This window comes from Cardiobacteriaceae bacterium TAE3-ERU3 (genome assembly GCA_019218315.1).
GTDB lineage: Bacteria > Pseudomonadota > Gammaproteobacteria > Cardiobacteriales > Cardiobacteriaceae > JAHUUI01.
Window position 1 is genome coordinate 474,825 of record JAHUUI010000002.1, and the last position, 20,698, is coordinate 495,522.

The window sequence follows — 20,698 nt, forward strand, 5'->3', positions numbered from 1 at the left end:
GATTGTATAAACATTTACACAACACAGGAGGCGAAAAATGCATTCAGTATTACAGATTGCCGACGCGTTCATTCGCCTCGGCATTGAGAACAACAAACCATTAACGCATTTACAGGTGCAAAAACTTTGCTTTTTGGCTCAAGGATATAGTCTAGCTATATCAGGTGAACCTATTTTTAGACAGGAAATAAAAGCATGGCCATACGGCCCCGTCATCCCATACCTATATACTAGATTGAAAAGATTTGGGGGTGAGCCAATTAGAGATAAAGAAGCGCTACCTACATTCCCACTCAAAGAGGAAAATCAAAGTTATACTACTTCATTGATAGACGTTATTTATTCTGGTTATGGCGATTGTAGCGGAGGCGAACTTTCAAACCTAACTCATCTTCCCGATACCCCTTGGGACATTGTTTGGAATAGGGAAAAATTTAGCACGATACCAACGAGCTTAATAAAGTCCTACTATAAAAATGAATTAAAAGATTTAATTGATGTCGAGTGAATCAAGTAACTCTAATAAAAAGGCTGATGAAGCTTCATTTGATAATACGCTTCAAAGGCTTCGTACTGTTTTAGAGCACGATAGGGAAGCATTAAAAAAGATAAATAGTGCTAGCTCACATAATAGCAAAACACAAAAAGGATTATTTACTCACAATAACATCAAAGAAGCGGACGTTTTTGGTAAGAACGATGCTTACGATGAATTCCAAAAAGAACTAGATAAGAACCGCAGAGAATTATTTCATACAGGGAAAACTGCGCGAAAGCTAGCTAAAGAGCTACAAGCTTTGAAAGAACGCAAAGACAATCATAAATTAAGAAAAAAATATATTCACAAACTAAGTCGGTTGATTGAAACCTGGCTATTTTTTAATGCTATTCTCATTATTTTTCATGCATTAGATTTTGGTTGGCTTACTTGGTTCAAACTCAGTGATAATGTTTTAATTGTGTTACTAACCACTACTACAGCAACTGTTCTAGGTCTATTTGCTATAGCTGCTCGCTGGTTATTTCCCAACTCAAAGAACACAAAAGAAGAAAAGAAATAACCCCCACTCAATATAGCCATAACCGCCCACTGAGGCGGTTTTTTTTGCGTCTCATATTCACTCAAATAAGAGCCACAACACAATTTGACGCTATGTAATAGCCACAAATATCAGCACAACACCGCCAGATGGCGGTTTTTTTGTGTCTGAAATTCAATACCATACAAAAATAAGTTTAGATAATTAAACAAATATGGTTTAGAACTATTGACCTATAGTGTTTAGATAGCTAAACTTACCCCATACGCTAACACAGGACACAGCGATGGGACACAAAATCACAAAAGAACTGCTAGAGCGCGATTTATGCGCAGAAAACCTCGAAATTGAGGAAAGCTGCGATTCGGTCTCTGTATATAGAACGATCACATGGCACGAGGACAGCTTCGACTGGTCATTAGGCAATCAAAGCGGACGCGAATGTTTTGATTCGCCAGACGAATGGCGCGGCGTAGTGTTTGAAGGCACTACTGCTCATTTCATATCTGACGCTGAATTTAGTAGTACAGACGCTAAAGATTTCAGTATCAGCATACCTACAGATCATGAGAGCGACGAGCTTATCGACTTTCTCACTCTAGTTGACCAGTGGCTTGAAGCCGAGATTGACGATCAGCCTGCCAGCGTTGAAGCAGTTGAGGAGGTCGCAGCATGAAAGCACTAAAAGCAACACTCACAGCGGCATTACTAGCCGCTGCCGCCCTTGGATTGGCAAACATGAGCTTAAACGCAGCAGTACACGAAGCAGACACAGCACCTCGCCCTACCCTTGCAGAACTAGATAACTGGTGCGGGCAAGGCGACCAAGACGCCTGTGAGGCGTATTTCGACAGAGTTAACGCAGGAGAGCAGCAATGAACATCACAGAAGCATTAAACGAGATTGTTGAAATCGGCAGCACCATAGCCCGACTTAGAGATGAAAGGGATCGTGTATCTCAGACTATCTCTAAGCTAGAGAAAAAGATATCGGGTAAAGGTAACACTCACGACCCTCTTTTAATAATGATGCTAAACGAAGAAATCTCGCAATCAGAAGGTCTTAAAAGAGCTATAGATCGCGATGTGCTAATCCATAACGGATACAAGATCACAATCCCCGCTGATGACGGTTATATCTGCGGCACTATCACTGTGACAAAGGTTTATACACCGGAGGATCAGCAATGAAGCAATTCCAAGGTTGGGCGCCTCTTTTTTCAAGCACATGGTGGGATGACATTCGCGCTCACACAGATCAAGAAGTAGCTGACAAAGAGGCTGAATTGAAGCAGCTGAAAGAGCTGCAGGAATTTACACGGCGCCGATCAGGGATAGCGCTCAGAAAAGCATTGGAACGAATGGGGAACGCAGCATGAAAGACCTAATTATCAGAGTTCACACTGAAATCGCGGACACAAATATTGAGCCGTTCCGCGCACAAGCTGAAAAGTATCTCGCAGATATCAACACAGAATTGCAGACGGATGAAGACTTTGCCCAAGCCGAGCAGGACTGCAAAGACCTGAAAGAGCTTGAAAGCAAAACACGCACTACGATTGAAGAAGTTGTTAACGGTAATGCCGATGTTGAAAAAATTATCGCATCAGCTAAAGCGATTGCTGAGCAATTCCGTACTACACGACTGGCATTAGAAAAGCTGGTCAAGAGTGAGAAAGAACGCCGCAAGCAAGACATCATCAACGAAGCTGTAAAGAAAGTACAAGCAGCGTACGGACTGGTTAAAGAGATTCGCCCAATGCTCGCCATTACTACGCCGATGGCTGATTTAGTTAAGCGCATCGAAGAAGCTGCAAAAAACAAGCGCAGCATCGACGGTATTGAAAAAGGCGTTAATACCGAAGCGACCAATATCGCTGCTGAGTTATCGCAAGAAATCGGTCGCTTGAAAGACCGTTACAAGCAGATACCAGAAGACAAAGCGTATTTATTCCGCGACCTAGATACTTTAGTCGCTGGCAATGAAGACATTGCTGCTGTAGTCGCTCAACGCATAGCTGACGAAGAGCAGCGTATTGCTGATGAGAAAGCACGTATTGAAGCTGAGGCTAAAGCAAAAGCAGAGGCTGAACTGGCAGCACGTCAGGAAGCCAAAAAAGCGCAACAAAAGACCGCACCGGAACAACCGAAAGAAGAACCGGTGAAACGTGAAGAACCTACACCACAAGCGGATGCACAGGATGTTCCCGACATTGATGTCGGAGAGATGGGAACGTTAAAGATTACTGCGATTTGCGACATTGAAACAGCGAAAAAGATCGCTGAAATCGTCAAGCAACATCATAGCGATGTCCGTGTCACTTGGAAGAAAGGGGAATAATTATGGGTACACAAGTAGATACCATCAAACAGCTAAATAAAATGTTTGAAACTGACGACAAGATTAAAGCACGAATTTCAAGAGTCGTCGGCAAGAATGAAGCAAGCTTTGTTGCAAGTGTGCTACAAATAGTAAATAACAACAAGCAACTCAAAGCGGCTGATGCTAAAACCGTGATAAGTGCAGCCGTGATGGCGGCCACTCTTAATCTTCCACTGAATAACAATCTAGGCTTTGCCTACATCGTTCCCTACAACAATAAGAAGAAATGGAAAGATGAACATGGACGACAGCAAGAACAATGGGTAACTGAGGCGCAATTCCAGCTTGGCTATAAGGGGTTCATCCAGCTTGCTCAACGCAGTGGTCAGTTTAAAACAATCGCGTCTGCGCCCGTTTATGAAGGTCAATTAGTCACCGAGAACCCATTAACAGGTTATGAATTTGACTGGTCAAATAAGAGTGGAGTTGAGGACGCACCTATCGGCTACGTTGCGTATTTTAAGCTGCTCAACGGTTTTGAAGCCACTTCATACATGAGCGATAAGGAAGTCCGGGCGCATGCTGAGAAATATAGCAAAACATACAACTCTGATTTTGGCGTATGGACTACTAATTTTGAAGCGATGGCGCTTAAAACTGTCCTTAAATTATTACTGTCTAAGTACGCACCTCTGTCTATTGAAATGCAGAAGGCTGTCGAATTAGACCAAGCAGTAGTCCGTGACATAGACGGTAACAAGTTTGATTACTCAGACAATGATGTGATTGATGCGCAGACAGTCGAAGTTGCTACAGCCGATCAGGTGGCTGAGATCAAGCAATTGTCACACCAGCTAGGCCGCAGTGTTGACGTTGTGTGCCAATCCTATGGAGCTGCAGAAATTGAGAGTATCAGCGCCAGAGATGCAGATGATGCCATCAAACATTTGAACGCTGCGCTGGCTAAGAAAGAAGCCGAGCAAAACGGTGAGATAGAGCTATGAAAGACCTAATTTTACTCAACTGCGAACAGGGTTCAGAGGAGTGGCGTAATGCTCGCCTTGGGATTCCAACCGCCAGCCAGTTTAACCGCATCGTGACATCAACAGGCAAGCCAAGCGGACAATCGCAAGGATACCTCGCTGAGTTGCTGGCTGAACACGCGACACATATCGCACAAGACAGCTACAAATCAGCAGATATGGAACGCGGCAACGAACTGGAAGATCAAGCCCGCGCACGATACGAGCTGACAACAGGTAATGATGTTGTGGAAGTTGGCGGCGTTTACCTTGACGAACACAGAACAGTGATGGCATCGCCAGACGGTTTAATCCCTGCGCTGAAGCGTGGGTTAGAGATCAAATGCCCGCTGATGAAGACGCATATTCAATATTGCTGGGCTGGCACCCTGCCTACGGCTTACGTTTTGCAGGTGCAAGGCAACATGTGGGTATCCGGCTATAAAACATGGGATTTTGTTTCATTTTGCCCAGAGTACACGCCACAGCCGATATTGATCGTGACAGTGCAGCGTGATGAAAAGCTGATAAAGATCATGGATCAGAGTATCCGCGCGTTTAGTAAGACGCTCGAAGCGCATAAGGCAGCATTGGAGGCAGCATGAACCGTACAACTATCGCAGAAGCATATCTCGACTGTTTTTTAATCGCTGAGCTGTGCCGATATTTTTCGCTGAGTCCGGCTGAGACTAAAAAAGCGATCCGTGACATTGCGCTGGCTGGTGCTGACCGGATTAAACACGGGCCGCATTTTAAAAATCTGAGAATGATCGCGTCAAAGTGTAACCAGTTAAAGATATTGGATACAGCATGGCCTGTACTATCACGCGAATTTGAGAAGCTGGAGGCGGCATGAAGCCAGGCAGTGACGCAGCAGTCAAAAATGGTTGCACTTGTCCTGTGTTAGATAACTGCCGGGGTCAAAAGCCGGACGGTAATTACTGGGTAAATGGTGACTGCCCACTACACACAACCCATTTTCGTGACGCCGCGAAAATGGTCGAAACCGAAAACAAGGAGTAAATGATGAATTTTGAAATTGAAGAGTTGGCATGGCGTGCTTGCGGTTTATCCGACGCAGAGTTTGAAGCAAAAGCCAAATTAGGCGAGGACGTCGAGGAATTGCTATGTGAGACGTTTGGCATTGGCGGCGATCAATTCGAACAGATAGTTAAAGCGCTGGTTAAATTCGTACCTCCTCGTGAGAGTGCTCTGACTAATACTAAATATCAGGGATTCGCCGATGTTGAATTAAATAGATACATCTACAAAGAGGAAATGAAATGAGTAAAGGCATAAACAAAGTTATTTTGATCGGCAATTTGGGCGCTGATCCTGACATGCGATCAATGCCGAGTGGCGATCAGGTAGCTAATCTGTCGCTGGCGACGTCCGAGCGTTGGGATGATAAGCAAACTGGCGAAAAGCGCGAAAAGACGGAGTGGCACCGGGTAGTAGCGTTCGGCAAATTGGCTGAAATCATCGGTCAGTATTGCCGTAAAGGAAGCAAGCTTTACATTGAAGGACGCTTGCAAACACGTAAATGGACTGACAATCAGGGCATTGAGAAGTACAGCACCGAGATCATAGCCAACGATATGCAGATGCTAGACAGCCGTGGAGACAGTGACGGAAGCCAGCAGCAAAGCGCCCCACCTCCTCGTGCAAGTAATAACAGCTACGCACAAGAGAAAGGCGGGCATCAGCGACAGCCGCCACAGAAGCAGGAAGAAAGCTTCGATGATGACAGCATCCCATTCTAGGATGCCACTATGAACATCGAACAATTTAACAATGACCACGACATCGGCACACAAGTTACATATTGCGCCCCCGCTAATGGATTAGTTAAGTCCAAAAAGTTACATACAACTACTCGCAGCTGTTGGGTTTGGTAGTTCCTCCAATAACCTGAAACAGCCGTTTGCCGCACGATACGCGGCACTACAGAATTTTAGGAGAGTGAAGCAATGAAAGTAACACCACCAATCTACACCATTCCCATCGAAATGGGCGTGATGACAGCGGAGGAATTAGCGAATATGCTGAATCTGTCAGAATCTACCCTGCTAGATAAAATCAGACGGTCACCAGAAGATTACCCGCCGCGAGTAAAGAACTGCAAGGCGTGGTTATTTTACCGCCCACTCGTTCACCAATGGTTTATGACCCAAGGCGAATATGTACAGCCTGACCCACAAAGTGTACTCAAAGATTTTGCCGAAGCTGACCTTGCGCCGCTTAACTAGCGGCGTCAATCTACCAATGATGCAAGGTGCTCATCATCCGGTGCATAGTAGACATTGTGCAGAATATTAACGTCACGATGTCCACTGATTTTAGCCAAGTCCATCGGGTTAGGAATGATTTTAGCCAGTCTACTCAATGCCTCGTGCCGTGTGTCGTGGAAACGAATATGCGACAAATCATCAGGTCGGTATTTGCGATAGTTTGCATCAATCTCACTTCCTGTTATCGGCACTGGTCTATCGCCATCCGGCAACAACGCCCACAATTCTCGCGCAGCTTTTGAAAACGGTACTTGCCGATCATCACCATTTTTTGTGTCACGCAACGTAGCCATCTGTCGCCCGTTACTCGTAGTTCTAATATCGTCCCACTCAAGCTTGCAGATTTCACTTGCTCGCATCGCTGTTTCGACTGCGAACAAAACCGCCCATGCAACATAATGTTTTACCAGAACTGGCGATTGCCCTCTCGCATATCCCATAGCTGTAATGATCCGATCGATATCGTCATCTGTGATTCTTTGGTTACGAGCCTTGCCCTTCGGCGGCCTAGCTAGTTGGGTAAACGGATTAACTTTAATCGGCAATGCCCAATATCTCATTGCATAAGTCATAACGGCGGACAAATATGCCCACTCTCGGTTTACTGTCGAGCCTGTGACAGTTTTTAACCTGTCGTCCCTCCATCGGGCAACATCGTATCGAGAAACCTCGGTAACAGTTTTACTCACGAACTCAGGGTAATCACGCATTGTGCGCTCAAAGAACTTCTTTTCTCGTCCTCCACTCTTCTTTGTCGGGCTGACTTCTCGCATGTAACGACGGATGAGAGCATAAAAAGGGAGCTTATCCAACTCGCGCATTAAGGCCTCATCGCCATCTTCAATCTGCGCTTCAATAGACCGCGCCCAGATTTCTGCTTCGCGTTTTGTGTTAAAGTACTTTGATCGGGATTTATGCCCCTTACGCCGAACTTGGCAACGCCAACGTTTTCCGACCTTTGTATATGATGCCATTGTGGTGCAAATTTGGTGCAGTGTGGTTAGACGCAATACTAAACCAATACCCACTGAATGCCCACTGAAAACGGTTTTTTAATACGTCATCTGCACTACTGCTGTACACTAGACACACTTCGGGCGGGCCAAAATACCAATGCCTTGCTTACTGGCAAGGCATTTTTTTCTCCACGCCAAATTCAAATATGCGTTTATTTTCTTGCTCAATTCATAACCGTTTGGGTCAAGCAATCACATCCTGAAATATACCAATTTCATACAAGCTACTATTCACACGCGAATCCGCACCCAAACAGGCACACAAAATGACTGACAACAAAACTAAACAAACAACCAAAGCACAGCGCGCAGCGAGCGCCCGCTATCAGAAAAAAGCCGTGCGTTTCTACGCCAAGAAAAGCCCTGATTCAGAAGAAGGCAAGCTGCTGCAAAAAGCAAAAGACAGCGGCACGCTGAATGAAAAATTCTGGGCATTTTTAAGAAAAGAATACGGTAATTAATTTATTACCCCGCACAAAATACACATAATATTTAGCGCGGGTTTAGAGATATAGCGCCTATAAAAATGGGTATAGAAATTCAAAATAGATTGATACTCTATTCTGGACTTCTATACCCGTTTTGCTGAAAATCTACTATAAATTGCTTACCAGCACAGTAAGCAATTTACCTACGTAGCTCTTTACCGATCAGCATATTTATAGGCACTGACTTTACGCTCGGCAAGATCAAACAAGCTGTCGGTAAACATTGCCAGCAATGCGACGATTGCTGCGCCCTGAATGACGTAGGCGGGATTACTGTTGACCAGTCCGGCGATGATTGGCGTGCCGAGGGTTTGCGCACCGACGGTTGAGCCAATCGTTGCCGTGCCGATGTTGATCAGCACCGAGGTGCGGATTCCGGCAAGCATGACCGGAAACGCCAGCGGCATTTCTACTCGCCACAATTGCTGCCCAGCTTGTATTAAAAGTCATTATGGTTTTCTGGCTTTGCTACTAATACTTTTCTAGCACCACGATCAGGAGGAGATACAATACCCGCCTGCTCCATAGCTTCAATGAGTCGTGCTGAGCGGTTGTACCCAATACTTAAACGGCGCTGCAACCATGAAATGGATGCTTTTCCATGCTCAATAACCATAGCAACGGCTTCATCGTAAAGCGGGTCCTGTTCAGGATCATCGCTTTTCTCATTAGCACCGAAGGCGCCCATGTCTTGTGGTGCAACAGGGCTCACAATTGCACTTTCATAATTAGGTTCACCCTGTGACTTCACAAAGCTGGTCACACGATCTACTTCCTGATCATCAATATAAGCACCATGAACACGTTGTGGCGCAGCACTACCTGGCGGTACAAACAACATATCACCATGCCCCAAAAGTGCCTCAGCGCCCTGCTGATCGATAATCGTGCGTGAATCAATCTTGGAGGAAACCTGGAAAGATATCCGCGTTGGTACGTTAGCTTTAATCAACCCCGTTATAACATCAACGGATGGACGTTGAGTTGCCAAAATCAAATGGATACCTGCTGCACGGGCTTTCTGTGCAATACGCGCAATCAGTTCTTCGACCTTCTTACCCACAGCCATCATCATATCCGCAAGCTCGTCAATCACGATAACGATATAAGGTAGTGGCTCAAGCTGAGGTGGCTGGTGTGCAATACCAAGGTGGTCTTCTGCACGCCATAAAGGATCATCAACACGCTCACCAGCGCTGAGTTTCTCTTTAATCAAGCGGTTAAACCCATCAATACTACGCACTTTCATGGCAGCCATCAGTTGATACCTGCGCTCCATTTCCGCCACTGCCCAACGCAATGCATTCTCCGCATCGTTCATGTCTGTGACGACGGGTGTCAATAAATGCGGAATATCTTCATACATCGACATTTCCAGCATCTTTGGGTCAATCAAGATCAATTTCAGCTCATCAGGTCGTGCTTTATAAAGCATGCTGGTCAGCATCACATTAATCCCAACAGACTTACCCGAGCCCGTCGTACCTGCAACCAGTAGATGAGGCATTTTACCGAGATTAGCAACGACAGGCTGCCCTGCAATATCGCCCCCCAGAACTAGCGTCAAAGGGGAGGTTTGAGCACGATAAGCCGTTGACTCCAAGATACCGCGCAAATGCACTATATCGCGCTTCTTATTGGGAATTTCCAAACCAATATATGGTTTGCCAGGAATCACTTCCACGACTCTAACACTAGGTACCGCCAATGAACGCGCTATATCTTTATCGAGATTAGATACTTGGCTGACTTTTATCCCAGGTGCCAAATCCAACTCCAATCTGGTGACGACCGGGCCGACTGCAACATTAACTACATGAACATCGAGGCGATAATTACGCAATGCTTCCTCAACATTCTGCTTCATTGCTTCCAGTTCATCTTCACTGTATTCCTGATGCCGCACAGGCGCAGGTGTAAGTAAGTCAAACCCTGGTAAAGTATAATCTTCATTGAAGGTTTGATTATCGTTCTTGCGCTCTACTGATGATGCTGCGGCCATATTCACTTTCAATTGTGGCTTTTCTACTTGCTCAGCATTTTCAGGCAAAGATTGAGTCAACGACGGCTCTTCAGCACTCAGCTCATTACCAAGATACTCACGCTCATCATCTAACTCTTGGTGATCAGATACCCAAGGCAACGTCGTTTCAACGCTCTCATCTTCACTGCCTTGATCATCACTATGCGCCCATGGCATTGCCGTCAATTTCTCATCACGGCTGTCATTATCGCCCTCGCCTTCATCAAGCCCATCAAAATGGAATTTGGGCCCATCATCTTCTGAGGCTGATTGTAAAAACCAATCCGGCTCTGACGCTGGAATTTCCTCACGCTCTGAATCTGCTATATCAGAGAAAGGACCATGCAAATCATCGTCACGCTCTTTATAATCATGCCAGTTAAGCGGGATCGCTGCTGCCTCGCTCATATCAACATCAACGCGGTCTTTAATTTCCTCTCTGCGCGCAGCAGCTGTTGCAGTATCAGGTACAGAGTGCTTATCAGCTCGATCAAAGAGCCCGCCAATGCCAGTAAACAGACGTAAAACAAATTTCCCAATCCGCTCAAAAATCGTCAGCCAGCGAATCTCAAGCAAAATCGTTAAGCCTAAGAGCAAAAATAAACCATAAATAGCCATGACAACACGTAATGGCCATAAGTTGAGCAATTCAACACTCAGCTTTTGCCCCAACATGCCACCACCAGTCAATGCTAAAGAATTAATCACTACCGGCCAATGCAAAGAGAAAATACCACACAATGCGGTCAAAGACACCAACAGGCTAAAGCATTTCCACGCCATGAGCTCAGCATCTAGATGCGCACGGCGGACACTTTGCCAACCCATCATAAATAACCCGACAGGAATCAGATAAGCAGTATAGCCAAATAAGGACAACAACGTATCAGCCACATAAGCACCAGCCGTACCCAGCATATGCTGAGTTTCACCCGCACCGGACGCGCTCCAACCAGGATCGCTTGAATGGTAGTCTAATAAAATGACAAGCAGTGCAATGGCAATAACAACCGACAATATAAACCATAAGTCCGTGATACCACGACGCAGATGGTGGAGCCAATTTTGATGATCTGAAACGGGCATAGATTCGCCTGGATAAAAACAAAGGAGCCATTGTAAGAAAAAAGACCTGATATTGCACCTGTGGAATGTATTGAACTTAACATTTGCTCAAAAACTTTTAAGGTAAATACACGCTATGGATGAATCAGATATACACAGATCATTTACCTGAAGGTCATTGGCTCTATTTGGCAAAATTATCTAACACGTCATTTGTTCATACGGATAGCAACGCCCTATTTATCCACAAAACCAAATAAAATAGTTTTTACACTAGCACTTTATTGGTATCAAGCATAAAAAAAGCCCGTCGTGCTGAGCACGTCGGGCTTTTTTACAGTCGCTAAAACTTAGTAGCGATTGTTGTAGCCGCCTTGGCTACGCGCAGGACGCTCTTCACGAGGACGAGCTTCATTAACACGTAGTGAACGGCCACCAAGCTCGAGGCCATTGCAAGCTTCGATTGCTTTATTGGCTGCGTCTTTTTCTGGCATTTCAACAAATCCAAAACCCTTTGAGCGGCCAGTATCACGATCAGTGACGATGCTGGCACGGGCTACTTCGCCATGCTCGGCAAAGATGTCGCGCAACTGCGCTTCAGTGGTACTGTAGGCGAGGTTGCCGACGTAAATATTGACCATGGTCATTCTCCAAAAACATGCGTTTACATACTAAACTATACTCTCGTAACCAAAACGCATGATCCACGACAGCAACTTGCCTATTGGCAAATTCTAAATAACTCTACTCAACAAGTTGCATAAAAAGTTCTTCCAAACGATTTACTTTATTACGCATAGAAAGAACTTCAATGCCCTGCTTGTCTAACTCACTAAACAAACTGTTCAGGCTTTGCCCTTTTGCTATGCTCACTTCCAAAGTAGCAGCATCAACTTGCTTCACAGTATACCCTGCTATTGGTTCAATTGCATTACTTATTATATTAATATCGAAAATGAATGTTTCTTGCTCCAATCCAGCAAGTAAACTACGCATTTCGCCTTCATATACAATCTCGCCATGATTGATGACGCCAATTCTGCGGCAAAGCTGCTCAGCCTCTTCTAAATAATGCGTGGTCAATATGATACTTGTGCCTTCGTCGTTGATCTTTTCCAAAAAGTGCCACATTGATCTACGAATTTCAATATCGACTCCCGCCGTTGGTTCGTCAAGAATCAATAACTTGGGTTCATGAGCCATGGCCCGCGCAATCATCAGCCGTCTTTTCATGCCGCCAGAAAGATTGCGCGTCTGTTCTTCTCGCTTATCGGCAAGGCCAAGCTGCTCTAAATACAATTCCGCGCGCTCTTTCGCCTCATGACTGGGCAAATTATAAAATCCTGCTTGATTTCGCACCACATCGATACAACGCTCAAATACATTCAGGTTGAATTCTTGTGGCACTAAGCCAATACAGCTTTTTGCGGCAGAAAAATCCTCATCAATGTCGTGCTCAAAGATACGGATTGTACCGCTGGTTTTGCGCGTCAATGAGGTAATCATACTAATCGTAGTAGATTTTCCGGCACCATTAGGGCCAAGCAAGGCATAGAAATCGCCCTGCTTGACGGTCAAATCAATATTTTTAACGGCTTCAAATCCTCCACGGTAGGTTTTACGTAGTCCGCGGATTTCCAGCGCTACTTCAGACATCAGCCAATGCCTGCTCCATTCTTTCAAGCGCCTGATCAAGTAGCTTGGCGTCACAGCCAAAATTGAGGCGAACATAACCTGGCCAGCCGTAATCAGCACCATCAGCAAGACCTACGCCGGCTTGCTCAAAGAATCGCTGCGGGTGTTCAACCGGCAAATCGCGTGCATCAATCCATGCAAGGAAAGTTGCCTGCATAGGCTTCATCCGCAAATACGGCATCGCATTGATGCGCTGATAGACCAGCTCTGCATTATTGGCTAAAGTGGCAATCATTTCCTGACGCCATGCTTCACCTTGATTAAATGCCGCAGTTGCAGCCACCATGCCCAAAATATTCACATCACCATTCAATCCGGCACATTGCGTACAAAATTCTTGGCGCAGTTGATCATTGGCAATGATCGCAAAAGCACAGGATAAGCCAGCAATATTGTAGGTTTTACTCGGTGCCATCAGGGTAATTGTGCGCGCCAATGTATCATCATCAAGCATCGCAAATGGCTGATGACGACTGCCATCAAGAATGAGATCACAATGAATTTCATCACTACAGACAATCCAGTCGTTATCTTTGGCCAATTGAGCAAATTTGCGCAACTCTTCTTGACTGTACGCTTTGCCCAATGGGTTATGAGGGTGACAAAACAGCAATAATCCTGTCTCGTCATCAGCTGCATTCTCTAGTGCCGAAAAATCTATCTTCCACTCGCCATCAGCATCAATTGCTTCAGCAAATTGTTGCTTAAAATTGAGTACCGGTGGATTTTTGCGCAAATGAGGATACGTTGGAGAAAGAGTCACCGCGGCCGATTTACCATGTGCAAGGGTAACAGCTCGAGCAATATTCAGCCCTGGTACGACACCGGGAATTGGGCAAATCCATTCAGGCTCAACAGCCCAGCCGTATTGCTGCTGCAAATGCCCGATAACTGCTTGCTTAAAATCAGCAGTTAAGTGCCCATAACCAAGCACGCCATGATCAAGACGCGCACGAATTGCATCGAGAATGCCATCATCAGTGGCAAAATCTGTGTCGGCAATCCACAGCGGAATAACATCCTGACCGTCATATTTTTGCCATTTAACTGAATCCGAGCCTTTTCGTTCTACCGATCTAATCATTTTTCCCTCTTGAATATCAATCGCATACCCAGCACGGTAAGTGCAATCAGTAATAGCCATTGCCACCAATGGTAATGATCACGCCACAGCGCCAACGCTGTGCTACTGGCCAATAATACGGAACCACTGAGCATACCCCATTGCTGACGTGGATAATTACGCTGAGCAATATGGTTGCGGTTGCTGTCAATCACTGCACGCATGGCATCAGCGGTGAGCAGCGGTAATTGTGGCAGTGTCTTAGCGTAATCGTGGGCGTTGTAGCGCATACGCTTGAGCATCGCTTTTGGCCCGACTTGATCTTTCATCCAATCTTCAAGTACTGGTTTAGCCGTAGTCCATAAATCGAGTTCAGGATAGAGGCGCCGCCCCAACCCCTCGACGTTGAAAAATGTTTTTTGTAGTAAAACCAGCTGTGGCTGTATTTCCATGTCAAAGCGGCGTGCCGTTTGAAACAGGCTAAGCAAAAAGACTCCAAACGAAATGTCTTTAATCGGCTTACCAAAGATTGGCTCGGATACTTTACGAATAGCTGCTTCAAAATCCGTCACTCTAGTTGTAGACGGAACCCAGCCGGATTCAACGTGCAGCTCTGCAACACGACGATAATCACGGTTAAAAAAGGCTAAAAAGTTTTCTGCAAGATAGTGCTGATCTTCTGGAGTTAATGAGCCCATAATGCCAAAATCAATGGCGCAATATTGCGGCTTATCGGGATCATTTAAGTCAACAAAAATATTACCCGGGTGCATATCTGCATGGAAAAAACTGTCGCGAAATACTTGGGTGAAAAAGATTTCCACGCCACGCTCAGCAAGCTCTTTCATGTTGGTATCTGCAGCTTTAATTGTAGCTTCATCGGCAATATTGACCGCATAGATACGCTCCATCACCATCACTTGACTGCGTGTATACGGCCAGTAAATTTCCGGCACATAAAGCAACGGTGAATCCTTGAAATTTACCCGTAACTGGCTGGCATTGGCTGCTTCATAAGTTAGGTCAAGCTCATTAGCAATGGTATTTTCAAATTCTTGAACCACTTCTACCGGGCGTAGGCGCTTGCCATCCCGAGTCCGGGCTGCAAGTCGCGCAATGGTGTACATCAAGCCAATATCCTTGGCAACCAAACGCTCAATACCAGGACGCAGTACTTTAACCACAACATCCTCACCACTGTGTAATGTAGCAGCATGAACTTGTGCCACTGAAGCAGAGGCAAGTGCTTGATCGTCAAATGAGCTGAATATAGTGTCAATTGGTTCATTCAGAGCCGCTTCTACAATCACTCGTGCTTGATCACCGGGGAATGGAGGAACCCGGTCTTGCAAACGACTCAGTTCAATCACAACATCGGGCGGCAACAAATCCGGACGAGTTGAAAGTGTCTGCCCAAGCTTAACGAAAATTGGCCCAAGACTTTCCAGCGTCAAGCGCAGTCTTTCCCCCAGAGAACGCTCAATGTCGTCGCGTCGATAATAGGCTGGATGCAAATAAACACCCCAACGCACAAAGCGGAAAATACCCTGCCGTGGCAAATAATCATCCAAGCGATAACGGATCAATACGGTGACAATTGCGTAAACACGCCTGATAGAACGCCACATGAATCAAGACTCCAAGCGCTTTACTCGCGCATCCAATCGATCCAACGTCATACGCAACGTACTCAGGCGCTGCTGTAGGGCATTGGATTGCTCACGCGTCGCACACTGGCCATCTTCACCCTGAAAATACGCTTGCAAGCGTGACTCAATTCCCGCCTTGGCACTTTCACCTTGACTACGAAGTTGCTGTATTGCACCCGAAAGCATCCCGCCCAAGCGCTCGCCAAAGCGATTTTTCAGCACCGTATCAAAATCCGGTGAGAGCGATGCCATGACCCGCTGAAACTGTTGCGCGCTGTGCAAATCGCCTTCAATATAAAGCTTTTCATTGACTCCGTGGCTGCGCCCACTTTGATCAAATAGACGCATAAAACCACCAATCGTCCCACGTAAACGCACGTCACAATTGCTGCTCAAAGCCTCGTCTTCAAAGACAAAGCGGCCACCACTGACGCGTAATACCCAAGGCTGCTCGCGCATATCAAGCGCTACAGAAATGGTTTTTCCTTCCAGTGGTGCAAGTTTTTCCTGCGCGGCAGGATCAAACTGTAAAGCATGATTGAGCAAAGCTTCAAGCAAGCTGCCATCAAATATTTTATCGATCATAACTCAGGCCTTTACCGCCTTATGAATAGCGACAATACCGTTGCTCATATTCTGGAACGTCGCGCGCATAAAGCCTGCGTCGTAGAACATACCTTCAAGAGTTTCCTGATCAGGATGCATACGGATGGACTCGGCAAGATACTGATAGCTGTCGCTATCCTTGGCAATCCACTCACCCATTTTGGGCAAGAAAGTAAACGAATACCAGTCATACGCCTTTCCAACAGCCTGCGAACGAGGGCGTGAAAACTCAAGCACCAGCACACGGCCGCCCGGCTTGAGTACGCGATGCATTTCAGCTAATGCTTTATCTTGGTGGGTTACATTGCGCAAACCAAATGCCATGGTAATCAAATCAATACTGTCATCGGCAAAGGGTAATTCTTCGGCATTGGCGAGGACGAAAGATACGTTGTGATGAAAGCCTTTATTGATCAGGCGCTCACGGCCACGGCTGAGCATCTCCGCATTGATGTCCGATACAATCAACTGGCCTTCAATATCCGCACCATGCCCCCGGCCACGCATTTTCTTACCAAGCCGCATACTGATGTCGCCTGTCCCAGCAGCAAGATCAAGCACCGTTTCACCGGGTTTGACATCGGTTTGCCACACATACCAATCTTTCCATAAACGATGCACACCAAACGACATCACATCGTTCATTACATCGTACTTGCCGGCAACAGAATCAAAAACCGCCCCAACGCGTGCATTTTTTTCTTTTTCGTCGATGGTTTGGTAGCCAAAATGGGTTTTATCGTTCATTTAATGCCCCTCTGAGGGTGAATTGTCCCGGGCACTGCCTTTTGCTTGCAATGCCTGTAAATACTGATGCCAATACGTTTGTTGGTTATGCGCCAGATCATGCAACACTTCCCAAGTGTAAATGCCACTATCGTGCCCATCGCTGAACACCAAACGTACCGCATATTGACCGACCGGCATAATATCACGGATCACTACCTGTTTCTTGCCGCCAATCGTCTGCCAGTCGCCGCCATGACCGCGTACTTCCGCTGATGGCGAACACACGCGCAGGTACTCGGCCGACATCGGGAATAGCTCACCAGCAAAGACGGCAACCAAAGTTTCACCGTTTTTGCTCAAGCGCAACTCGTCAGGTACTTGTGTACTCATAAAAATTCCTCGATATCATCGATACGCTGCAAAATTTTAATCGCTTTTTTACTAATATGGTCTGGCAACGGTGTTGATGGATAAATCGCCAATGGGCATCCAGCCGCCAAAGCCGCTTCAGCACCATGGATTGAGTCTTCAACCACCAGCATATTCTGCGGCGCTACGCCAAGATACGCCGCAGCACGTAAATACGGCTCAGGATCAGGTTTGGGCTTTGAGACGTTATCAACCGTAATCACCACTGAAAACAGCCCAAATAAATCCTCATCTGCATGGCCAAAATCGTGTAATACACCATCGTGGTCGTCAGAGGTAACCAATGCGATCGGATAGCCCTGCTCATGGCAATAACGCAGCATTTTTTCTGCACCAGGCATCATCGCCACACCTTGCTCTTCAATAAGCTTATCGCGCTGGTTTAACCACATAGTGATCATCTTGTCACGGTCAAATGCAGGGCCAATCACTTCGGCCAGCAATGCAAAGGTATCAGCAGCGGCAAGGCCAAAAAACTGTTCGCGCTGTTTTTCGGTGACGGTATAACCAAGTTTGTCGCAAGTAATCACCAACGACTCAGCATAAAGACGCTCAGAATCGAATAAGGTGCCATCCTTATCAAAAGCTACAGCCTGTATATCAGTCATGATTTTCTCCAATAATAATCGGTTCTATATGCAGCGCAACGCCAAACTTCGCTTTGACTGCAGCCTGCACTTCAGCTGCATAGGTGAGAATTTCTTTACCCGTACCGCCCTTATTGACCAGCACCAAAGCATGGCCTTCGTACATACCAACAGCGCCATGATAAAGCCCCTTAAAGCCGCACTGCTCAATACACCAACCCGCTGAAATTTTGGCCGCATCACTGCCATGCGCATAAACCGGCAAAACAGGATAACGCGCTTTAAGTTCTTCAGCTTGGGCACTACTTACAATAGGATTGTGGAAAAAGCTGCCGGCGTTGGGCAGCTGCGCCGGATCAGGTAGCTTACGACGGCGGATACCACAGACTGCTTTATAAACGGCTTCTGGATCGGCATCATCATTCAAAACAGCGGCCAGATCAGGGTAACCAAGTATAGCCTTACTTTTCTTTGCCAGGCGGAACGTCACACCGGTAATGATATAGCGATCACGCCACGCGCCTTTAAAGTGACTTTGGCGATAAGCAAAAGCACAATCATCAGCTGTGAATGTACGCTCTTCGTGCTGCTTGCGATCATAAACATGGACGCGCTCAATCACCTGCGCCACCTCAACGCCATACGCGCCGATATTTTGCACCGGCGCGGCACCAACGGTACCGGGAATCAAAGCAAGGTTTTCCAGCCCATACCATCCAGATACAGCACATTCACGTACTACATCGTGCCAAGTTTCACCGCCAGCTGCGTAAAAATAAACATGCTGCGCATCTTCGGCAATCACTTCGCGCCCAAACAGGCGTAAATGCACAATAGGTCGCGCGACTTCTCCAACGAAAATAACGTTACTGCCGCCACCAAGCACAAAGCTTTCAGGTGCAGTATCGGCCAGTTCATCCGGTGTCTCTATGATAGTCAGTTGTTTGGCTTGTGCTTGCGCACGCAATGTATGCCACGCAGCCAGATCCACATTATTCAATATTTGCATTGGCACAACTCTTATAATTCATTACTGCTCAATAGCAAAGACTGGGATATCCAATCCTACAACTGAGGCCAATAGCCCGCTACCTTAGCGCACAATAAAATTCAGTCAATACCCAGCTTTTGTAATTTATAGCGCATCGCGCGGAAGGTAATGCCCAAGCGTTCTGCTGCTTGAGTTTTATTGCCATCACAGCTTTTCAGTGCATCAAGCAATAATTTGCGTTCAACTTGCGCCAAATGGGTTTCAAGGTCGGCTGGCAAAATACTTTGTTCCACCTCTTGTTCTCCACTTTCTTGTGCATTAACTATCTGCTCATCAGAATGCGTCTCTGGCTGATCATGTGGCTCATGTATGCCCAAAAACAAGTCTTCACAGCCAATCTTGTTATTTTCAGCAAAAGCGATACCGCGCTCGAGCATATTTTCCAACTCACGGACATTGCCTTTAAACGGATGCTGACTCAACTTCGCATACACCCCGTCTTCAATAGTCATTTTTTCATAACCATGCCTGCTGCATAATCGATCGAGCAAATAATCAACCAATAGTGGAATATCCTCACTACGTTTACGCAGAGGTGGGATACTCAGCTGAATGACATTGAGGCGATAAAATAAATCTTCACGAAAAAGCCCATCTGCTACTGCTTGTTTTAGGTCTTTATGTGATGCAGAAACAATCCGCACATCGACTTTCTGCTCTTCCGATGCACCGACTGGGCGTACTGCACGCTCCTGAATGACTCGCAATAATTTTACTTGCATCGCCAAAGGCAAATCAGCGATTTCATCGAGAAACAGCGTTCCGCCATTTGCCGCAACGAATAAACCATCCTGATCACGATCAGCTCCGGTAAATGCACCTTTTTTATAGCCAAAAAACTCACTTTCTACCAAATTTTCCGGTAATGCGCCGCAGTTTACAGCGATAAATTTCCCGTCGTGACGAGGGCTTAAATCGTGAATAAGACGAGCAACAACTTCTTTACCTGTTCCAGACTCACCATAGATATATACCGGTGCTTGGGAGCGAGATACCTTCTCCGCCATCTTCCGAATATTTTCTATAGCTGCAGATTGCCCAATCAGCTGAATTTGACTGGTCTCAGCTTGTTTGGTTCGTACCTTACCTACTACTGGAGGCAAATCCGCATCCTGATTGACCAGCTTCAATGCAGCAGTGCACATATTGCGCAGCGGCTGTAATTCCAAAGGCTTATTGATGAAATCAAAAGCACCAAGGCGCAGTGCTTCGATAGCCGTCTCCATGCTGCCATGTGCTGTAATCATGCACACGGGCAACTCTGGATAATGCTTTTGTATATGGCGCAGGACATCCATTCCATCGCCGTCTGGCAATTTCAAATCACAAATTACAAAACTGTAAGCACAGGTCTTAAGCTTAGACAATGCCTGACGAACGCTGTATGCACTATCGCAGAAAATCCGCTGGTTGAGCAGACTCATCTCAATCAAGTCACAAATATCACGTTCATCATCAATAATCAGTGCTTTTATACTTTCACTCATAAATATGCCTTTCCTTGCACAATTTGAGAGACCATCATCACAATTAGACGACAATCATGCTGTATGTCCAAATACATACTACAGTGTAACAAGTGACAGAATATTTAGCAGCAAATCACTTCTCTTACTGGAGAT

At 46.0% G+C, this 20,698-nt stretch carries 27 protein-coding genes; 14 read left to right on the forward strand and 13 right to left on the reverse strand.

Features of this window, described 5'->3' with window-relative positions; translation table 11 throughout:
- The first annotated feature begins 37 nt into the window (after positions 1 to 37).
- The 13 genes from KRX19_05720 (at position 38) to KRX19_05780 (ending at position 6,633) form a co-directional block, all read left to right on the forward strand.
- Positions 38 to 508: a DUF4065 domain-containing protein gene (locus KRX19_05720; GenBank protein MBV7434522.1), complete on the forward strand. Its 471-nt coding sequence runs from the start codon at positions 38 to 40 to the stop codon at positions 506 to 508.
- On the forward strand, positions 498 to 1,061 hold the full coding sequence (locus tag KRX19_05725) for a hypothetical protein (GenBank protein MBV7434523.1): 564 nt from the start codon (positions 498 to 500) through the stop codon (positions 1,059 to 1,061). The genes KRX19_05720 and KRX19_05725 overlap by 11 nt, the downstream gene beginning before the upstream one ends.
- Positions 1,062 to 1,326: 265 nt before the next feature.
- Positions 1,327 to 1,716: a hypothetical protein gene (locus KRX19_05730; GenBank protein ID MBV7434524.1), complete on the forward strand. Its 390-nt coding sequence runs from the start codon at positions 1,327 to 1,329 to the stop codon at positions 1,714 to 1,716.
- Positions 1,713 to 1,919 carry a hypothetical protein gene (locus KRX19_05735; protein ID MBV7434525.1) on the forward strand — a complete coding sequence of 69 codons (207 nt, stop codon included), beginning with the start codon at positions 1,713 to 1,715 and terminating at the stop codon, positions 1,917 to 1,919. The genes KRX19_05730 and KRX19_05735 overlap by 4 nt, the downstream gene beginning before the upstream one ends.
- Positions 1,916 to 2,230 carry a hypothetical protein gene (locus tag KRX19_05740; GenBank protein ID MBV7434526.1) on the forward strand — a complete coding sequence of 105 codons (315 nt, stop codon included), beginning with the start codon at positions 1,916 to 1,918 and terminating at the stop codon, positions 2,228 to 2,230. Before KRX19_05735 ends, KRX19_05740 begins: the two co-directional genes overlap by 4 nt.
- On the forward strand, positions 2,227 to 2,418 hold the full coding sequence (locus KRX19_05745; protein ID MBV7434527.1) for a hypothetical protein: 192 nt from the start codon (positions 2,227 to 2,229) through the stop codon (positions 2,416 to 2,418). Before KRX19_05740 ends, KRX19_05745 begins: the two co-directional genes overlap by 4 nt.
- On the forward strand, positions 2,415 to 3,380 hold the full coding sequence (locus KRX19_05750; protein MBV7434528.1) for a hypothetical protein: 966 nt from the start codon (positions 2,415 to 2,417) through the stop codon (positions 3,378 to 3,380). Before KRX19_05745 ends, KRX19_05750 begins: the two co-directional genes overlap by 4 nt.
- Before the next feature lie 2 nt (positions 3,381 to 3,382).
- Positions 3,383 to 4,366, forward strand: a complete 984-nt coding sequence (locus KRX19_05755; GenBank protein ID MBV7434529.1) for a recombinase RecT — start codon at positions 3,383 to 3,385, stop codon at positions 4,364 to 4,366.
- A complete protein-coding gene (locus KRX19_05760) occupies positions 4,363 to 4,989 on the forward strand; it encodes a YqaJ viral recombinase family protein (GenBank protein MBV7434530.1) in 627 nt (208 codons plus the stop codon). Before KRX19_05755 ends, KRX19_05760 begins: the two co-directional genes overlap by 4 nt.
- Positions 4,986 to 5,240, forward strand: a complete 255-nt coding sequence (locus KRX19_05765; GenBank protein ID MBV7434531.1) for a hypothetical protein — start codon at positions 4,986 to 4,988, stop codon at positions 5,238 to 5,240. Before KRX19_05760 ends, KRX19_05765 begins: the two co-directional genes overlap by 4 nt.
- A 170-nt stretch (positions 5,241 to 5,410) precedes the next feature.
- Entirely contained in the window at positions 5,411 to 5,671 is a 261-nt protein-coding gene (locus KRX19_05770; protein ID MBV7434532.1) for a hypothetical protein, read from the forward strand.
- Entirely contained in the window at positions 5,668 to 6,147 is a 480-nt protein-coding gene (gene ssb / locus KRX19_05775; protein MBV7434533.1) for a single-stranded DNA-binding protein, read from the forward strand. Before KRX19_05770 ends, ssb begins: the two co-directional genes overlap by 4 nt.
- A gap of 207 nt (positions 6,148 to 6,354) precedes the next feature.
- Positions 6,355 to 6,633 (forward strand): hypothetical protein, encoded by a 279-nt coding sequence (locus KRX19_05780; GenBank protein ID MBV7434534.1) that lies wholly within the window; start codon positions 6,355 to 6,357, stop codon positions 6,631 to 6,633.
- 5 nt (positions 6,634 to 6,638) lie between these two features.
- On the opposite strand, the gene KRX19_05785 is transcribed toward KRX19_05780, so the two are convergent.
- Positions 6,639 to 7,649 carry a site-specific integrase gene (locus tag KRX19_05785; protein ID MBV7434535.1) on the reverse strand — a complete coding sequence of 337 codons (1,011 nt, stop codon included), beginning with the start codon at positions 7,647 to 7,649 and terminating at the stop codon, positions 6,639 to 6,641.
- A gap of 308 nt (positions 7,650 to 7,957) precedes the next feature.
- Here KRX19_05785 and KRX19_05790 point away from each other — a divergent pair, with 308 nt between their 5' ends.
- On the forward strand, positions 7,958 to 8,152 hold the full coding sequence (locus tag KRX19_05790; GenBank protein MBV7434536.1) for a hypothetical protein: 195 nt from the start codon (positions 7,958 to 7,960) through the stop codon (positions 8,150 to 8,152).
- Positions 8,153 to 8,334: 182 nt separating this feature from the next.
- Here KRX19_05790 and KRX19_05795 read toward each other — a convergent pair whose 3' ends face one another.
- The 12 genes from KRX19_05795 to KRX19_05850 form a co-directional block, all read right to left on the reverse strand.
- Positions 8,335 to 8,586, reverse strand: a complete 252-nt coding sequence (locus tag KRX19_05795; protein ID MBV7434537.1) for an ABC transporter permease subunit — start codon at positions 8,584 to 8,586, stop codon at positions 8,335 to 8,337.
- A 32-nt stretch (positions 8,587 to 8,618) separates the two neighbouring features.
- Complete coding sequence (locus tag KRX19_05800) at positions 8,619 to 10,820, reverse strand: hypothetical protein (GenBank protein ID MBV7434538.1); 2,202 nt, start codon at positions 10,818 to 10,820, stop codon at positions 8,619 to 8,621.
- A 797-nt stretch (positions 10,821 to 11,617) separates the two neighbouring features.
- Positions 11,618 to 11,908, reverse strand: coding sequence for an RNA-binding protein (locus tag KRX19_05805; GenBank protein MBV7434539.1), 291 nt, complete (start codon positions 11,906 to 11,908; stop codon positions 11,618 to 11,620).
- A 103-nt stretch (positions 11,909 to 12,011) separates the two neighbouring features.
- Entirely contained in the window at positions 12,012 to 12,923 is a 912-nt protein-coding gene (locus tag KRX19_05810; protein MBV7434540.1) for an ABC transporter ATP-binding protein, read from the reverse strand.
- Entirely contained in the window at positions 12,916 to 14,046 is a 1,131-nt protein-coding gene (locus KRX19_05815) for a PatB family C-S lyase (protein ID MBV7434541.1), read from the reverse strand. The genes KRX19_05810 and KRX19_05815 overlap by 8 nt, the downstream gene beginning before the upstream one ends.
- The gene (ubiB, locus tag KRX19_05820) at positions 14,043 to 15,653 is read right to left on the reverse strand and encodes a ubiquinone biosynthesis regulatory protein kinase UbiB (protein MBV7434542.1); all 1,611 of its coding nucleotides are present in this window, start codon (positions 15,651 to 15,653) and stop codon (positions 14,043 to 14,045) included. The genes KRX19_05815 and ubiB overlap by 4 nt, the downstream gene beginning before the upstream one ends.
- A 3-nt stretch (positions 15,654 to 15,656) precedes the next feature.
- A complete protein-coding gene (locus KRX19_05825) occupies positions 15,657 to 16,259 on the reverse strand; it encodes an SCP2 sterol-binding domain-containing protein (protein MBV7434543.1) in 603 nt (200 codons plus the stop codon).
- Between the two features lie 3 nt (positions 16,260 to 16,262).
- Positions 16,263 to 17,027, reverse strand: a complete 765-nt coding sequence (gene ubiE / locus KRX19_05830) for a bifunctional demethylmenaquinone methyltransferase/2-methoxy-6-polyprenyl-1,4-benzoquinol methylase UbiE (GenBank protein MBV7434544.1) — start codon at positions 17,025 to 17,027, stop codon at positions 16,263 to 16,265.
- Complete coding sequence (locus KRX19_05835) at positions 17,028 to 17,399, reverse strand: DUF971 domain-containing protein (protein ID MBV7434545.1); 372 nt, start codon at positions 17,397 to 17,399, stop codon at positions 17,028 to 17,030.
- Positions 17,396 to 18,046, reverse strand: a complete 651-nt coding sequence (locus tag KRX19_05840; protein MBV7434546.1) for an HAD family phosphatase — start codon at positions 18,044 to 18,046, stop codon at positions 17,396 to 17,398. The genes KRX19_05835 and KRX19_05840 overlap by 4 nt, the downstream gene beginning before the upstream one ends.
- Positions 18,039 to 19,034, reverse strand: a complete 996-nt coding sequence (murB, locus tag KRX19_05845) for a UDP-N-acetylmuramate dehydrogenase (GenBank protein ID MBV7434547.1) — start codon at positions 19,032 to 19,034, stop codon at positions 18,039 to 18,041. The genes KRX19_05840 and murB overlap by 8 nt, the downstream gene beginning before the upstream one ends.
- Before the next feature lie 101 nt (positions 19,035 to 19,135).
- The gene (locus KRX19_05850; protein ID MBV7434548.1) at positions 19,136 to 20,563 is read right to left on the reverse strand and encodes a sigma-54 dependent transcriptional regulator; all 1,428 of its coding nucleotides are present in this window, start codon (positions 20,561 to 20,563) and stop codon (positions 19,136 to 19,138) included.
- Positions 20,564 to 20,698 lie beyond the last annotated feature (135 nt).

Coding starts and splice junctions, on each gene's coding strand:
- KRX19_05835 (MBV7434545.1), bottom strand. CDS start 17,399: ATGAGTACACAAGTACCTGACGAGTTGCGCTTGAGCAAAAACGGTGAA.
- KRX19_05730 (MBV7434524.1), top strand. CDS start 1,327: ATGGGACACAAAATCACAAAAGAACTGCTAGAGCGCGATTTATGCGCA.
- KRX19_05750 (MBV7434528.1), top strand. CDS start 2,415: ATGAAAGACCTAATTATCAGAGTTCACACTGAAATCGCGGACACAAAT.
- KRX19_05725 (MBV7434523.1), top strand. CDS start 498: ATGTCGAGTGAATCAAGTAACTCTAATAAAAAGGCTGATGAAGCTTCA.
- KRX19_05850 (MBV7434548.1), bottom strand. CDS start 20,563: ATGAGTGAAAGTATAAAAGCACTGATTATTGATGATGAACGTGATATT.
- KRX19_05765 (MBV7434531.1), top strand. CDS start 4,986: ATGAACCGTACAACTATCGCAGAAGCATATCTCGACTGTTTTTTAATC.
- KRX19_05745 (MBV7434527.1), top strand. CDS start 2,227: ATGAAGCAATTCCAAGGTTGGGCGCCTCTTTTTTCAAGCACATGGTGG.
- KRX19_05790 (MBV7434536.1), top strand. CDS start 7,958: ATGACTGACAACAAAACTAAACAAACAACCAAAGCACAGCGCGCAGCG.
- KRX19_05720 (MBV7434522.1), top strand. CDS start 38: ATGCATTCAGTATTACAGATTGCCGACGCGTTCATTCGCCTCGGCATT.
- KRX19_05785 (MBV7434535.1), bottom strand. CDS start 7,649: ATGGCATCATATACAAAGGTCGGAAAACGTTGGCGTTGCCAAGTTCGG.
- KRX19_05755 (MBV7434529.1), top strand. CDS start 3,383: ATGGGTACACAAGTAGATACCATCAAACAGCTAAATAAAATGTTTGAA.
- KRX19_05810 (MBV7434540.1), bottom strand. CDS start 12,923: ATGTCTGAAGTAGCGCTGGAAATCCGCGGACTACGTAAAACCTACCGT.
- KRX19_05815 (MBV7434541.1), bottom strand. CDS start 14,046: ATGATTAGATCGGTAGAACGAAAAGGCTCGGATTCAGTTAAATGGCAA.
- ubiB (MBV7434542.1), bottom strand. CDS start 15,653: ATGTGGCGTTCTATCAGGCGTGTTTACGCAATTGTCACCGTATTGATC.
- KRX19_05840 (MBV7434546.1), bottom strand. CDS start 18,046: ATGACTGATATACAGGCTGTAGCTTTTGATAAGGATGGCACCTTATTC.
- KRX19_05735 (MBV7434525.1), top strand. CDS start 1,713: ATGAAAGCACTAAAAGCAACACTCACAGCGGCATTACTAGCCGCTGCC.
- KRX19_05740 (MBV7434526.1), top strand. CDS start 1,916: ATGAACATCACAGAAGCATTAAACGAGATTGTTGAAATCGGCAGCACC.
- KRX19_05770 (MBV7434532.1), top strand. CDS start 5,411: ATGAATTTTGAAATTGAAGAGTTGGCATGGCGTGCTTGCGGTTTATCC.
- ubiE (MBV7434544.1), bottom strand. CDS start 17,027: ATGAACGATAAAACCCATTTTGGCTACCAAACCATCGACGAAAAAGAA.
- KRX19_05795 (MBV7434537.1), bottom strand. CDS start 8,586: ATGCCGCTGGCGTTTCCGGTCATGCTTGCCGGAATCCGCACCTCGGTG.
- KRX19_05780 (MBV7434534.1), top strand. CDS start 6,355: ATGAAAGTAACACCACCAATCTACACCATTCCCATCGAAATGGGCGTG.
- murB (MBV7434547.1), bottom strand. CDS start 19,034: ATGCAAATATTGAATAATGTGGATCTGGCTGCGTGGCATACATTGCGT.
- KRX19_05805 (MBV7434539.1), bottom strand. CDS start 11,908: ATGGTCAATATTTACGTCGGCAACCTCGCCTACAGTACCACTGAAGCG.
- KRX19_05760 (MBV7434530.1), top strand. CDS start 4,363: ATGAAAGACCTAATTTTACTCAACTGCGAACAGGGTTCAGAGGAGTGG.
- KRX19_05825 (MBV7434543.1), bottom strand. CDS start 16,259: ATGATCGATAAAATATTTGATGGCAGCTTGCTTGAAGCTTTGCTCAAT.
- KRX19_05800 (MBV7434538.1), bottom strand. CDS start 10,820: ATGGCTATTTATGGTTTATTTTTGCTCTTAGGCTTAACGATTTTGCTT.
- ssb (MBV7434533.1), top strand. CDS start 5,668: ATGAGTAAAGGCATAAACAAAGTTATTTTGATCGGCAATTTGGGCGCT.